Origin of the sequence: Vibrio sp. T3Y01 (assembly GCF_013114525.1) — a bacterium.
Classification (GTDB): domain Bacteria; phylum Pseudomonadota; class Gammaproteobacteria; order Enterobacterales; family Vibrionaceae; genus Vibrio; species Vibrio chagasii_B.
In genome coordinates this window covers 208,157-224,185 of record NZ_VTXJ01000003.1, presented here as the reverse complement: position 1 = coordinate 224,185, position 16,029 = coordinate 208,157, and the positions used below count along the sequence as shown (strand labels likewise).

Annotated in this window: 9 protein-coding genes; 3 read left to right on the top strand and 6 right to left on the bottom strand. The window is 42.5% G+C overall.

What is annotated here, in order from left to right:
- Positions 1-113 precede the first annotated feature (113 nt).
- Positions 114-1,481, top strand: coding sequence for an MATE family efflux transporter (locus tag F0232_RS05170; protein WP_105057247.1), 1,368 nt, complete (start codon positions 114-116; stop codon positions 1,479-1,481).
- 276 nt (positions 1,482-1,757) lie between these two features.
- Here F0232_RS05170 and F0232_RS05165 read toward each other — a convergent pair whose 3' ends face one another.
- Both F0232_RS05165 and F0232_RS05160 read right to left on the bottom strand, forming a co-directional pair.
- Complete coding sequence (locus tag F0232_RS05165) at positions 1,758-2,795, bottom strand: polysaccharide lyase family 7 protein (protein WP_061032701.1); 1,038 nt, start codon at positions 2,793-2,795, stop codon at positions 1,758-1,760.
- A gap of 65 nt (positions 2,796-2,860) precedes the next feature.
- Positions 2,861-3,712, bottom strand: coding sequence for a polysaccharide lyase family 7 protein (locus F0232_RS05160; protein ID WP_081090337.1), 852 nt, complete (start codon positions 3,710-3,712; stop codon positions 2,861-2,863).
- Between the two features lie 508 nt (positions 3,713-4,220).
- Here F0232_RS05160 and F0232_RS05155 point away from each other — a divergent pair.
- Positions 4,221-5,081, top strand: coding sequence for an oligogalacturonate-specific porin KdgM family protein (locus F0232_RS05155; protein ID WP_061032703.1), 861 nt, complete (start codon positions 4,221-4,223; stop codon positions 5,079-5,081).
- 184 nt (positions 5,082-5,265) lie between these two features.
- On the top strand, positions 5,266-7,197 hold the full coding sequence (locus F0232_RS05150; protein ID WP_061032704.1) for a LamG domain-containing protein: 1,932 nt from the start codon (positions 5,266-5,268) through the stop codon (positions 7,195-7,197).
- Between the two features lie 588 nt (positions 7,198-7,785).
- Here F0232_RS05150 and F0232_RS05145 read toward each other — a convergent pair.
- From F0232_RS05145 to F0232_RS05130, 4 genes are all read right to left on the bottom strand, one after another.
- Positions 7,786-9,354 (bottom strand): polysaccharide lyase family 7 protein, encoded by a 1,569-nt coding sequence (locus F0232_RS05145; RefSeq protein WP_105057248.1) that lies wholly within the window; start codon positions 9,352-9,354, stop codon positions 7,786-7,788.
- A gap of 424 nt (positions 9,355-9,778) precedes the next feature.
- Positions 9,779-11,530, bottom strand: coding sequence for a polysaccharide lyase family 7 protein (locus F0232_RS05140; protein WP_105057249.1), 1,752 nt, complete (start codon positions 11,528-11,530; stop codon positions 9,779-9,781).
- Between the two features lie 238 nt (positions 11,531-11,768).
- Positions 11,769-13,640: a methyl-accepting chemotaxis protein gene (locus tag F0232_RS05135; RefSeq protein ID WP_105057250.1), complete on the bottom strand. Its 1,872-nt coding sequence runs from the start codon at positions 13,638-13,640 to the stop codon at positions 11,769-11,771.
- A gap of 1,135 nt (positions 13,641-14,775) precedes the next feature.
- The gene (locus F0232_RS05130) at positions 14,776-15,657 is read right to left on the bottom strand and encodes an NAD(P)-dependent oxidoreductase (protein WP_105057251.1); all 882 of its coding nucleotides are present in this window, start codon (positions 15,655-15,657) and stop codon (positions 14,776-14,778) included.
- Between the last annotated feature and the right edge of the window lie 372 nt (positions 15,658-16,029).

Here is a 16,029-nt window from a genome sequence, read left to right as displayed (position 1 = left end):
CACGAGTCAGTCACATTTTAGCGTCCAATTTTTTACCATCCATACCGTAGTGTTTCATCTTTAAACCTTGAAGTCGGGTCGTCTCAGAGAAAGCTTACGGTTATACACATAAGGTGTTGTTTGTGTCTTCGCAATCGTACGTAAGGAAAAACTTCTCTCTCGCCTGGCCCCTCGCCTTAAACGCATTACTGATGCAGTCGATGTTGATGATCGACACGTTATTGGTTTCTCCGCTTGGTGAAATACCTCTTGCTGCAATGGGCATTGCCACGACCATCATCGCATTTGTGTTAGGCATTCAAATGGCGTTGGCTAATGGTACGCAGCTGGTTCTCAGCCGCGCAGTCGGTTCTGGTGTCAGCTCTTCACTATCGAAAGCATTTTGGGCGGGTCTGTTCATCAATGTTGGCGTCGCATCGATGTTTTGGCTTCTGCTTACTTTTTTTGAACAACCTCTAATCCAAGCATTAACCGACGATAAGACACTTCACCTTGAGATCAGTCATTATCTGGACATCTCAAAATATCTGGTGATCTTCACAGCCTTAACACAAGTAATCATTGCCTTGTTTAATGGACTGGGCAGAACTAAGGTCCCGTTTAAAGGTTACTTGATCGAACTGCCTGTCAATGCCGTGCTCTCTTATGTGCTTATTCACGGCTTCTCAAATTTTGAAGGGATTGGCGTACAAGGTGCAGCACTAGGTAGTGTTATCGCCATTACGATTCGTCTTGTGTATTTGATTCTGTGTGTGCATTACGATTCGTCCGTATCTCTGAAACTGGATACTGAAAAGTCAGAGTTCATCACTAACATCCGTCGTCACTTCATTGAGATATTCCCGGTCGCAGCGAACGTAACTATGCTTTCGATTGGCGCGACGATCTATCAGTTGTTGTACTCACAACTCAACATTAACGCCTATGTAGCGATCACCTTGGTGATGCCGTGGATACGTGCCGGTACTCAATTCATTACGGCTTGGGCTCATTCTTCCGCAATTACGATCAGCCAGGCGATCGGTTCGAAGAAAATGGATGACCTAACCAAAAACGTTGATACCAGTATTGATGTTGCGGTGGGTATCTCTGTGGTTTGTGCGGTGATGTTTGCAGGTTTAAGTTTGGTGATTGGCGATATTTACCCAGATCTTGACGCCTCGACTTATCAAGCGCTGGCCGTTATTGCCCCACTCTACATTTTCTTGCCAATCGTTCGTGGTTACAACACCGTTCACGGACACGTATTAAGAGCACTAGGAAAAACGACCGCAGTCTTCAAAATCAACTTTACGGGTCAATGGGTAATTTCAATTCCATTGTGTGCATTGATCATCTTTGGTTTAGATGGCTCTATCTTTTGGGCCTTCGCTATCCAACCATTCGAAGAAGTCGTTAAAGCTTTCCCATTCCGTCACTTAGCTCGAAAGTCTCTAAAGGAATTTGATGCCGACAAAGCTAAAGAGTTGATGTATGACTAGTTGTGGTATGTCGTTCATCTCCAACTGACTCGAAGGGTCAGAGTTATCTCTAAAAGATATCTAAGATCTGTCTAAGCTTTCTGAATACAACCTTGTCCTTTGGCAAGGTTGTATTGTTTTTGCTATACCTTTCATTGATAAACTTCAATACACCTCGCTGATTTAAACTCCTATAAAACCAAAAGACCACTCAACATTCGTTTAAGTGGTCTTAAGAAAACATCTATCAAGGCTAGCTTCTGGTTAACCCTGGTAGCCTATTGGTGATGGCATGTACTACTTGCCGTTCAGCTTAAGGGCTGAGAAAGTCACACTATTGTAATCGCCGTTCTTTTTATCGACAGCGAAATCGCCAGTACCTGCACAACCCGGGCCCCACACTGGGTGAGAGTCGCTTACACTGCATTGACCGTACGCACCCGCTTTATAGTAAAAGTCATCTTCCGCATAGCCTGTTGGCGAATCAAGTTCATCGATGCCCTTGCTCAAGTCGACTTCATACTTAACGGTATCGTGGCGAGCCGTTTCAAATGTTAGGTACATCATTGTACCCTTCACTTCCACTTTGTAGCTGAACTCTTCACCTAGAGCAATTCCCGCTTCACCAGGCTCTGCTGGGTTTTCCCAAGTATTGCCCCAAACTGGGTAAGCAATATCAGCACGGTTAGGATCTTTCTTCTCTAAGTTGCGTTCATAGTTCCAAAAGACTGAACCCATCTCTTGATCAGGAAATTTCTTATAGAAGATTTTTAGTGGTTCGTTACCGTGGCCGTAACCTGTTTTTGCTTTGATCAAAGCATCGTGTTTCTTCGCGTGTATCTGGCCAACAACTACCGAGTGAGCTGGGTATCTTTCCGGGTACTTAGCGTTAATCGAAACGTGATTCACCTTTAGCGTCGCTTCTAGCGTTCCACCAACCGCACTGTATTCACTCGCTGCTGGGTGGCTCGATAGTGCCCACTGGTTTCCTTTGTCCGCCGTATCGATTGAGAAATCAGCACCTCGTGGCATCTGGCGTAACTCAGAGCGTGCGTTTTTCGAGTTCTTCGTGGTAATCGCTTGGTTTTGTACTTCAAAGACGAGATTACCGTCTTTATCAAGGTGGAAGAAATCGCTGTGTGAGTAGCTCATCATTGCCACCCCTTCGATTTCGTCAACACGTCCATCTTCATTAATATCTGAAGGGATCGTTATTTTCCAATTTCGCATATCAAACTTATCAGCGGGAACTGGATAAGACACACCGTTATTTGCAAACGACACAATAGGAACTGCTGATAGCAAAGCTATAGCAAGCATATTTTTTTTGAACATCCAAATTATCCTTAATAACAAACGAGTATTTGTAAACCCATTAATATTAACTAGGTGTAAGAAACCTAGTTGGTAATAACAGGTGAATCTTTAATTGAATAAACTAAATTGTAGGAGTGAGCTTCGCTTTCACCATTCTTGAATTGGTTATAAACGCCCGCTTTATAATAGCTAACCATATCTTTCCAATAACTAATATCATGATTAACAACTGTGCTGTCGTTATGGTTGATAATTAACCTTTGGTTACCGACATAAATATCGAACTTATCTGTACCTTTTTCAGCTATTGGACCCAGTGGCAATTTTACATAAGCCTTTTTGCATTCCGTTGATCCTTTATTCCCACTCTTTGAGCTGCAATTAACGGCATTATTTTTAATGATTGCCCAATACCAATCTGTCTTACCACTTCTGTCGGCGTCATACACCACACGAACTAAAGGATGAGGAATATACCCTTCGCCATGAGAACCTGGCTTGCCGTCGTAGTACGTCCCTTTGTTATGCACTTGCAGGTACGTCATTTCATCACGTTTTTTTTCGCTGTTTTTTACCGAATCACGAGGGTTAATGGGCATAAACTCAGCACTCAGATGATGGTACTTATTAGGGTCATCGACCTTAAAGTTGTCATTGACGCGAATCTCACTGCGATTCTTGTAACCCGCCATTTTAAAGACAAGAGCTTGAGTGGGTTCATCAACATAGAAGTGTTCAAACACAACACCATCAAATTTGCCTTTGCTCGCATAATCTTTCTTGTTGCCAGGTTTACCATCAGGATCTGACATCTGAAGTTTTGACATATTCAAAATATCTTGAAACTGACTGTAGTTGGCTGGAGCTTTCATGTCAGAAGCATAGGCTCCCAAAGAAATTGAAGCAGTGACTGCCAAACATATTACGTTTTTCATTTTTTACGCGACCATCCGTTGGACAAACATTCTAAGCATGACACTCCCAAAACCACGGCCTATTAAAAGATAAAAGTCATTTATCTGATAGCCGAGCGCTTCCTATTGTCACACCACACATAAAAGATTTGTATTATTTTATCACATGACCTTTGCTTTTTTCGTCAACATTGGAAAACTGAGAGGGGCGTCATTATTGAGATTAAACACAGCATTAAAAATGGGATATTCATAACGCTTTGCTATAGATAGCGACTTAAATGTTAAATTAACGACCAAAAAACCGCTAATTTTAACAAAAAAGACCATTTATTGTATGTCGCATTCCAAAAATGAGTGACTCACCCCTCAATTAACAAACTAGTCAATATTTGATTTATTCGCATTGCAGCCTAGCTCACACTTTTTCATAAACTTAACATATAAGATTATTGTATGAGTTAATGAGCAACTCAAAAGATACACCCTACCTTTACTTTGTTGAAAATCTAAAAATATGAGAGTAATGATGAAAAAGATGAATATGGTTGCTATTGCAGTGGCAACAACTTTATTTGCAGGCATGGCATCAGCAACAACACTTGATTACCGTTATGAGTATCGTGCAGCGACTGACTATACAAAAACTAACGGAGATGAAGCTCATGTTGACGCTCGCCACCAGCACCGCGTGAAACTAGGCCACAGCTTTAAGCTATCTGATAAGTGGAAGCACTCAACAGGTCTTGAAGTTAAATTCCATACCGACGACTCATACTACGATGCTGATTCAGGTGAAGTTAAGTCAGCAAACAGTAGAAGCTTCTATGACGGCAATTGGTATATTTACGGTATGGAAGTAGAAAATACAGCAACTTACAAAGTCGATAACAACTGGTATCTACAAGTTGGTATGCCGATCGCTTGGGACTGGGATGAGCCGAACTACAACGGCGGTGACTGGAAGATGAAAAAAGTCACTTACAAACCTCAATTCCGTGTTGGTTATAAGGCGGATATGGGATTAACGACTGCCATTCGTTACCGTCACGAGTATGCTGATTTCCGCAACCACACTCAATTTGGTGACAAAGATTCAGAGACTGGTGAGCGTTTAGAGTCAGCACAGAAATCAAAAGTCACACTAACGGGTTCTTACAAAATTCAATCTCTACCTAAACTTGGCCTTTCTTACGAAGCTAACTATGTAAAATCGCTAGATAACGTACTTCTATATAATAGTGATGATTGGGAGTGGGACGCAGGTTTAAAAGTAAACTACAAGTTTGGTTCATGGAAACCTTTTGCAGAAATCTGGTCATCTGATATCAGCTCGTCTTCTAAAGATCGTGAAGCTAAATACCGTGTTGGTGTTGCTTACTCATTCTAAATAGTCAAATTAATTAAATTAGCCCTCTCCTCTCGTAAAAATTTGGGCTATTTAAATTACTTTATTTTAAAGAATAGGATGTTCTAATAAATATTAGCTTTATCCTAAAAATATTTAACGACTACTTATTATCTATTTCTTATGTGATTTACATATGGATTTAATATCATAAAGAGAATATTTTATGCAGATTTCTAAAGTCGCTACTGCTGTCGCCCTTTCGACAGGTTTATTATTTGGTTGTAACAGTGATGGTTTACCTATTCCGACGGATGGTTCTACCGATCCTGCAACACCTACCTCAGCATTATTAAATGGTTATTGGGAATTTTCTGATACTTCAGCATTCTCAGCAGCCTATTCATCATCGAGTAGTACTGATTTACCCAACGTATATCGCTTCTCAGCAGATGGTGAGACACTTTATTACTACACTGACAATTCAGCTGACACCACACTCGGTGAATACGAACGATTTGAAACCACTTATGAAGAGACAATTGAAGATGATACTTCAGGTCAAGTTGCGTTCACGCTATTCAATAATGATGGTTCAGTAAGCACAATATCCGTAGATGGTGATTACTCCGCAGCTGACGGTGGGCTTAGTATTGGCGGCAACATTCCTATTTCAGGTACCGACCACAGCGAAAATACTGAAGTTACGAGTTCTGCAGACACAGCAGATGAAGCTTCAGGCGTTAATAATGCCGCTCAAATTTTAGATACATTAACCGATGATACTGGTGAGTTGAGACTGAAGATCTTAAACACGAGCTCTACGGTCGGCAAAACGATTTCTTCAGGTAAGTTAACTGTTGATCTAACCTACCAACTTAATCCTGATAGCACTCAAGTTGATGAAGGTCAGAACAACTCTTATATTTCGCTTTATTCAACCAATGATGAGAACGATAAAGTAAGCAACGCTTATCATCACGGTGACATAGCGATTGGTGACGGTATTATTCAATTCCGCGACGCTTCTGGTTCACTAACTGCGACTGGCGGTACCTTTGATGCAAACAGCACGTTTGATGCAACTGTCGAGGTGGTTTGGACGCCAACGTCACATACCTTTACCATCAATGGTGAAACCTATACTGGAGCGGTCTCATCAAATAGTTCAGGTGAAGTTCAAGTTATTGCCCTTCGTCTAGGAACAAACAGTGGCGTAACGCCATATGAACTGATTGCCGACAACCTAAAAGTATACTCTCTTAATGAGTCTACTGGAGAGTATGTTGAAGAGTTCAAAGACACTTTCAATGACTACTCCGTTGGATATGACTTAAACAACAACCCGTATAACAGTAGCACTTCTGAAGCTACGGTTATTAGTTTGACTGGAGAGGCTCCTGTCGATCCAGAAAACCCAGAGCCGCCAGTTGGAGACTTTCCGGTTGCGTTAAATGAGTACACTTTTGATAGCTCCGATTATGCAGTAGATAGCGGCAGTGCTAAAAATGATCTAACGAGTAAGTCAGGATCTCCTTTAATCACAACGACAGCAGGCGCAGCTGGTACAGGTGCAATGCATATTGACCAAGATTCAGCTACAGGTGGTGGCTATGGTTACGTGTACTACAATGCAACTTCTGAAACTACTACTGGTGCTCAAGCAATTGAAGGGTCATTTTCTGTAGAGACAGTAATCAAAGCAGATCGTTTTGGGTACTCTTCAGACGTTTCACTTGTTGATTTCGCGGAAACAAGTGATTACTTAGGGTTTAAGCTCTACCTAGAGTCATCAGACAACTCAATCAAGTTTAAGGTGTACGGAGGCCTTGATGCAGAGGATAATGGCTTAAGTACCGAAGCGAAATCTAGTGAAGGAGACGTATACCTTGTTGAAGATAATTGGTACCACATCTTGGCGACATACAGTCACTCAGACTCGACTGCTAACTTGTATATCGATGGTACTCTTGTTCACTCAAAAAGTGTCGATTTCGATGTTGTTGAAAATACAACAGATGACAAGTTTATTCTTTTAGGTGGTTCTTCTAGTAGTGATAAGAACTTTGATGGTTCAGTTGACAATATCGCAGTTTGGAATGAAGTACTTACTGATGAACAAATCCAAGAGCGTGTAGCTCAGTTTACAGCTGAGTAGTGCCTATTTAGTTCTGCCAAAAGCCTCTAGTTTTGCTAGAGGCTTTTTTGTACCGGTCCAATGTACACGCCTAGAAGCTAAACACCGATTATCTAAAATCACCTTCACTTCTAATAAGTCACCTCGCGAATTTCTATTGAGGCTTCTAGAATGTTATCGAACGTCAAAATCAGTTTCTGTTGGTAACTAAAACCACATCTGTTAATTCAATAACTTCCGCTGTTAACAAGCCGTATTCTCAACTAGTAAACTGCCCTTAGAATCCAGACATTAGATATCAGTATTAATGCGGCGGTTGGTTTAATCATACCCAAGACAACCTAAGCCTATCGTTCTCAGCAACAATAGCTTGAGCCACGGCTTACCAATATAGGCACGTGAGGCGAATGGGAAGCTGTGTTGACGATTGAATAAGAGGTGAGAGGCAAAATTTAGAACTTAAAAGTATGGCTAACCACCAGCCCCTCTACTTGATCTATTTAACGGCCAACTATTTCCCCAGCTCAAACAACAGACACAAAAAAGCCTCCAAACCCTAAGGCTGGAGGCTATTGCGATAACTTAAATATTAAGTGCTATTCGGTTCGATTACTTTTGGTATTGATCGTGCGATACGTCTAGCTGGTAGAAAGTCGCTTGAGAGTAATCGTCTAGGTCGCCGCTGATATTTTGGTTGTAAACACCCGCTTTAAAATACATGTACTTGCCGCCAACGTCATAGCCGCTGTTGCTCATATCAACCACTTGTACAACATCGTCTTTGCCTTCACGCATTAGCGTTACCGTCATCGTGTTGCCTTTAACGTCAATACGGTAGCTGAACACTTCACCAAGTGCGATACCGTCTTCACCTACTTCAGCCGTCATGTCTCCCACTAGAGGATAGAAGTCCTCTTTGGTCGCGTCTTGGCTTTCGTGTGCAAAGTAAACTGCGCCCGTTGGTTGGTTTGGCAATTTACGGTAGTACAAACGAATCGGCTCATCGTTTTGATCGTGAATCTGACCAATGATAAAGCGACCTACTTCATTCGCATTACCCGTTGTTGTCGCATGATCGATTTTCAATGTTGCTTCTAGAACGCCATCGATACCAGCCGCAGCTTCTAAATCAGCTTCAGGTGCGCTTGAGAATACCCAGTTGTTCTTATTAACACCTTTCGTACTGATAGACTGGTCACCACGACGCATCATCTCACGAAGCTCGGTACGCGCGTACTTAGTGTTTTTAGATGTACGTACACCTTTCACGTAAGACTTGAACACTAGACCACCGTCGTCTGCGGTATAGAAGATTTCTGGGTGTTGATACCCGTTTGCAAGGTTCCACTCGGATACATCATCTGGCTTACCGTTTTTGTCATGGTCGAATGGTTGAGACAGGTACCAGTGAGTCATGTCGAAGTTTTCGCTCGGTGCATTACCGGCAACGGGTGTCGCTGGTAGGCCTGTCGGAACAGGTAGCGCGCTGCGAGTGTCACATTTAACTGAAGTCTCACAAGGGTAAACTGCTGCTACGCCGAAGTTACCTGAGCGTAGATCTTTGCGTGCTGCTTTACGCGCTTTTTCCGCTGCTTTCATTTCAGCAATAAGCACCGCTTCTGCAGCCACCACGTCTGAAGTGATGATGTGACTCGCTGGACAAGCGTTGATGCTACAGTTAACCGCTGCTAACCCAGTCACACTGTTCCAACCGTTTTTGGTGTTGCCGTGACCAACATATCTTACGTAACGTGCTTTCACCGCAGGCTCAAATTGGAAACGCTCAAGGCCGATAGCTTTACCAGAACTCAGTTGGTTCTCAAGTACCGTCGTCCAATTTTCACCATCGACACTCACTTGAATATCAAACTTAGATTGGCGCTCATTACCTTTACTGAAGGATGCTTGAACAGCGTCAAACTCTTGTACTGAACCATAATCTAGCATTGCCCACTCACCGTCACCCGCTGACGACCAACGTGTTGTTAGGTCTTGGTCAATGAGACGATCTGGGCCATTTCCATCGTGACTGCTAGCGGTAGCAGCAACCGGAGTAAGAAGCGCTTCACCCGTTTCTTTGTTGTTAGGGAAGTCTGCGTTGGTTGTGCTTGTAGTCGCGCAACCAACGGCAAGCATAATAGAAGAAGCGAGTAAGGTTTTTAGAGTGATTTGTTTCATATTTAATCCATTATTATAATACAAAGACAGCGTTCGTAAGTGAAAGCATCAATCAGCAAACACGAGCTATAAGGCGATTCCCCTCTCAGTATTTGCGATAACATGAAAATATTACGTAGTCTTATAATACAAATAAAACGTTTCGTTGAATAAATGAGACTGAGGACACTTTCCGATCTTTCATACTTTAACTGGATCACACTTCCTATTGATAAAAGACAATATATAGAAATTTAGAATACAAAATAGGCTCGTCATCTACGGCTCTCCTCCACAGAATGTGCGCGCTATAAACTCAATAAGACGAGTTCCCAGCAATCAGAAAACGCCGATTTATCTCTCCCTAAAAACCAAAAAGACCACATTACCAATAGCTAATGTGGTCTTTTAATTTAATGTAGGAACGGCTTAAATCTCGGCTCAATCAATAGTGTGCCGCTCTAAGAGAACTAAAGCTGACATCGAACACCTCACCAGCATAGCCGCTATCAGGTTTAAATTGAGGGTAAATGCCCGCTTTGAAATAGAAAGCAATATCTGTCGATGTCCAATCGGAGGTTAACAACACAGTGTCGCCATCTTTGTCGGTATAATCTTGTCCCCAAAGAATTGAATGGGAAACAGTGTTGGTTCCATCTAAGTCATGAGTTGCTAAGTACACTCCGTCTTGGTTGGCACGTATCGTATATCGCCACTCTTCACTTGCCGAATAAGTACCTAGCTCTACACTGAACGGTTCGCAATAATCGCAATCTTGGTTGTTACGTTCAAAGTCGGAGTTCAAAATCACTCGTACTGGTTTACCCTCACCCTCCCAAAGTAACTTCACTAGGGCTTGATTGATCTTCCAGCCGTGTATTTGCCCAAGCACTACTTTCGGGGCCTGGTTATTAATGTTCGGATAGTCCTCGATTCGCAGGGTTGCGGTTAACTCGTGACTGGTTGTGTTGGCTCTGGTGTCGTCTAAGTACCAACTTGTATCTTTATCGCTGGTGCTGCAATCTGGTTGATCACTGCTTTGGTATAGCTCTCTGAGCTCAGAGCGAATATAGCTAGAGTTTTGGGTAGAGGTGCCGTATCCCATACCCGCTCTAAAGTGCATTCTTCCTTCATCAGTATTGAAGTAAGAAAGAGCAATATCACTGTCGTACACATCGCTGTCATTTGAAAGAAGATCTTTACTCGATTCGCAACGTTCTGGTTCTAACTCAGCAGCACTGTCACCACCGCTTCCATACCAATCATTCTTACTCGGTGGAATAGTCAGCTTCCAATCATTAATGTCCCAATCGTTTGATCCATCGATTTGAGTCGTGGTGTATCTCAACGCCTGATAGTAAGCAGTCGCTTCACCATTCTCAAATTGGTTATAGATACCCGCTTTGAAGTAGCTCAATAAATGCTGCCAGTAAGCGATGTCTTGATTCACTTTTACTTCATCATTCACTTTGAGCGACAGTGTGTTCTCATAAACAGAAAGATCAAACTTGGTAAAACTATCCAATTCCGCCTCACCTAAATCGTAACGATTGTATGACGTAGCATAACAATCCGAAGAGTCAGCCGCACTGCTACAATCAATCGCATTGTTCTTCATGACCGCCCAATAATGACCGGTAAGGCCGTCCCTCTCCTGCTCCCATACCACACGCAATAATGGATGAGGAATGTAACCGGTACCACTCTCATCAGTCCCCTTATTGTGTATCTGCAGCAACGTCACTTCATCATGGTCGGCAGGTGAACTCGCCATTGCATGCTCGATATCAGGTAAGCTTATTTCCGCATACAAGCTTCGTCTTACACCCGTTTCATTGATATCGAAGTTTTCTCCCTCACGAACCTCAGAACGCATCTTATAGTTCGTCATTCTAAAAATAAGGTTTTCTGTCCCTTCATCTGCGTAAAAGTAATCACTGATATAGCCATCGAAATTACCATCTTTCACTTCAGACGTTTTGTTACCCTCCGCACCGTTAGGATCCGATACTTGAAGGTCAGAACCTGACAGAATGTTTTGATACTTAGCGATGCCATAAGGTGCTACAACACCATAAGAAGTCCCTGGGCTGCTGTTATCAGAGGAGTCATTGCTATCAGTCGAGCTATTTGAACTACTTCCACCACAACCATAGGTGAGCGAAGCAAGCGCGACGATGAGGATTGGCTTATTCACATTTATCTCACTTATCCATAAGAGTAGAGTGACAAGATATATTTGTACTATTTTATGTCAATTGTCTGTTTATCATAATGTGAGATGCGACAAATGAGGTGATATGAGGTGGCGTTATCGAGGATTTAGAGACAAAAACAACGCAGAAAGGCCACTCTAAACTCGACAGGTTTGGAGTGGCTCTCAGGCTAAAATCCATAATTAAGATATTGATTTTTATGGTTTATTAATAGAAGCGTTAGACTTTAAAGCTACTCATTAGCTCGCTAACGCTGCCATTCAGTGTTTTGATTTCAGCCGACTCTGTCAGTTGATCTTGGCTTAGCTTATTGAGTTCCTCAACGAAGCTTTCAATCTTATACATGTTCTTAGCGATACTATGAATCAAGGCATTTTGCTCGACAGAAGAAGCAGAGATATCGTTGTTGAAACGACTCACGGTTTTCATCTGTTCCGTCAGCTTCGCTAGCATGTTTACCGCTTGCACAACTTGAGCACGAGTCATCTCACAATTGCTCTTCGTTAACTCGATCGATTTAACCAAGCCATCCGATTTAGATTGCAACCCGGATAACGCCTCTTCGATTTCAGAGGTGCTGATTTGAGTTCGGTTTGCTAGCGCACGGACTTCGTCAGCCACGACAGCAAAACCTCGACCGTGCTCGCCTGCTCTCGCCGCCTCAATGGATGCATTCAGCGCAAGCAAGTTGGTTTGCTCAGCAATACCACCAATCACAGACACTATCGACTGAATGCTCTGTGTTTCATTGGCCATAGAACGAATATCGTCCGACGTCGTACAAACTTGCTTCTCAAGATCACTGATGTACGTTTCGGTCACAGTGTTAATTTGCTTAGTCTCGTCACTGGACACGGCCGCATCTTGCGCTGCTTCTGCCGCAAACTGTGAGTTCTTCTCGACTTCACTTGAAGCCTCGGACAATCCATTAATCGCAGAGACCACCTGAACCGTTTCATCGGTATGAACTTTCAGTACATCGCTGGTTTCCTTGCAGCCTTCTCGAATACTTAATACCTTGGTATCAAGATCTGAGTTCTTGAATTTCACGTCTTTAACCATCTCTTGCAAGCCAATGATGAACAAGTTGATGTCTTTGGCGATGTGTCCTAGGTCGTCATTACCTTTCTCTGCGAGCCTTTGGGTCAGGTCGCCATTACCTTGAGAAAGGTCGTGAACAATCTTACGCAATGACACGATTGGGCGGTAGAAACGATTCAGGAGTAAAATCATCAATATGACCGACCCCAACACACAGGCAATAATCAGCATTCGAGCATCCGACATCACACCATTCAGCTGATCGAGCGCAAGTTCAGGATCAATACTTGAAATCATGTACCACTCTTTCTGGCTGCCAATATCGACCTTCTTAGCCATCAAGATTCGCTGATTACCATCAATCACACCTTCAATGAATTGATCCGGTCGTTCGATAGCTTCATTGAGTTTCGTTAAGGCGTCAGCAGAAGATATATTGCTCTGTGGAAGCACGTTTTCTATTGTGGATGCAATTACCATCCCTCGCTCATCCACAATGATACCTTTGGCATCGTAGATGCTATCTAGCTGTTTGAGCTGAGTTTCCAAATCATCAAATCGAATGTCTGCCATGATGACGCGATCTTGATAGGTGTAAGTCACACCAATCATAGGCACTTGAGTACTCTTAGTGAAAAACAGCTCACTAAAAGATAAACCTGATTTCAATTTCGCTTGTTGATACCAAGGACGAGTCGTTGGGTTGTATTTTTCTTTGATTCCAACACCGTTGGGGAAAGACTCTGAAGGACGAGAAGTGTAAGACCGACCATCATCAAAACCCACTACAATCTTGTCAATACCACCGAGTTTAGCGGCAAAATGCATCAGCGCTTCGTTTGGTACTTGGTATGGGGATTTCATGAACTCTTGTGCAACGGAATTGACCGTATCGATGGTGCGCTGGACGGTGCTTTCAATCTGATTAATTTCTATCGTTAACGAGTGATCAATCTCGTTATAAATCGTTTGGTTTACTTGATCAGTGGCCAGGCTAAGCGTGAACCAGTTCGTAAATGCCAAGGCACTGGAACTGACGATAGCGACCATCAAAATCAATTTTCCTTTAAACCCAAAAGACAGCTTAGAATCCTTAAAACTTATCATCCCTATCAACCTATACCTGTTATTCCCACCCAAACGAGACGGTCATTCCTTCTATTGTCGATGGTACGGTCAGCGAAACTCACCCATACCGCCCATAGTCACAACCATCAAATTAATTAATATTGTATGCTTAATTGACTACCATTTTCTGTGAGCGATCTTGATATATTAAAAGTAGTTAAAAACACCTTGTGACATAGTTATCATTTATGAATCTGGAATACACTCCGAGTATAGCCAAGCAAAGTAACACGAAAAAATGATCTAATTACAGATAGTTACCTTCCAATCTCGCCAATATAGCGCTTCACTGAAATAACCTTGTCGACATGAACTCGTCGAATCAAAAACGAGCATCACCTCACATTTTCACTCTTTAACTATTCACTAAAGGCATTCAACCCCAATGTTTATTTGTAATACAATAAGCCTTGATGTATGGTATGTTTGAATCATAACTTAAGTTCTTTCTGGATGCTTTTGTACAATTCGAAGTGGTAATTGAAGCGACTCGCTTTAAGGTCATTGAACACGTTTAATGCAGAAACTGTCGGGGGATCTCGTTAATCGTTATTCACTGGTATTGTTCATTTGTTTTTCCAGACGGCTAGTCCGAACACGCCCACATAGTCACCAGCTATGTGGGCTTTTTTTTATTTGTTGCTGATTGCTCGGGTTTTAGTTATCGATCTAGGGTGCGAAGTGTCACCCATTATTGTCAGTTTTAGGTACTTGTTTGTGGGAAAATAGAGTGTCAGCTGCTGTCTAACAAAGCGCATCTACAACGATAGGTTTATGGTGGCGTAGAGCGTTGATATACAAAATTAAAAGTCGAAACCGGTAAAGTTTGGATTGGATAGAACAACAAGAAATAAAAAAGTAGAACGAGAAAATTAATACTGATGACAGCTGGCTTTACGAGGGAGAGTGAAACCGTGGGAGCAAACTGGTATTAAGGATAAAACAGGGAGCGAGGATAAAACAGGATTATAGATAAGACTTGTTCAGATAAAAACGAACCTCGCTGAGGTATCGCCGCCTAAATGACAGGCAATACCCGAGCGAGGTCGTACGTCGATTACTTCTCTAGTTTAGCGAAGTAGTCGAAGATTACTGGTACGTCGTTGTTACCCATTCCTGCGTCAACAGCAGCTTGTAGGCTAGTTGCAGTACCTTGAGCAATTAGAGACTCAGTACCTAGCTCTTCACAAAGAGCAAGGAAGTAACCAAGATCTTTGTTAGCGTTAGCAACAGAGAAACCTAGCTTCTCTTCGCCGTCTACTGCGTAGAACTTACAGAATTGCATGAATGGTGAGTTAGATGGACCTGCAGACATGATGTCAAACAGTTGTTGGCCATCAACACCAGCGCGTTGAGCAACAGCGAAAGCTTGAGACATAGTCGCAACAGTCGTCATACCCATGAAGTTGTTTACAAGCTTAGTAACGTGACCAGAACCTAGAGCACCTAGGTGGAATACGTTTTCGCCTTGCTCTTCAAGAACAGGTTTAACTTTGTTGAAAGTTTCCATGTCGCCAGCAGCCATGATGTTCAGAAGACCATCTTTAGCGTGTGCAGGAGTACGGCCTAGAGGTGCGTCGATCATGCCCGCTCCTTTTTCAGCTAGAGCTGCGCCGATTTTCTTAGTAGAAGCAGGGATAGAAGTACCGAAGTCTACTAATACTGCGCCTTCTTTGATGCCAGCTAGAACGCCGTCGTCACCGTAAACGATTTTTTCAACAACAGCTGAAGTTGTAAGACAAAACTGAACGATGTCACTTGCAGCAGCTAGTTCTTTAGCAGAAGTGAATGCAGTCGCATTGCCGCGATCTGTAACGCGAGCAACAGCTTCAGCGCTTAGATCCATTACGTTTACGTGGTAGCCGCGCTTTTGTAGGTTTTCAACCATGTTGCCGCCCATAAGACCTAGGCCAATGAAACCGATTACAGGTTTAGTCATGTTCAAACTCCAAATATAGTATTGTATGATTATATGTTCATTATAATAACGACGTCTTTTCCGTTACGCAATAGTTTTAGGGTAATCCTTCAATGCTTAGACGCAAGTTGTGACGGGGATTCACTTTACGAGAAAATATGGTCACGCTTTGTACTTACAAGAGCGATATAGCAATCAAAAAATAGCCTATTGATGAAATAACGTACTCTAAATGTCATACGATTAATGAGAATAAGCCACTCCAATAACGATTATTAACCTGCCGTCCCTTTTTTCAGACAAGGTTAAGGCTGCCCACTGTCAGTAATTGACAAATGATTGGAAGACAGTCACTGCCCTAGCCTTAGTAAGGTTTACTGAACACGAGGTTTA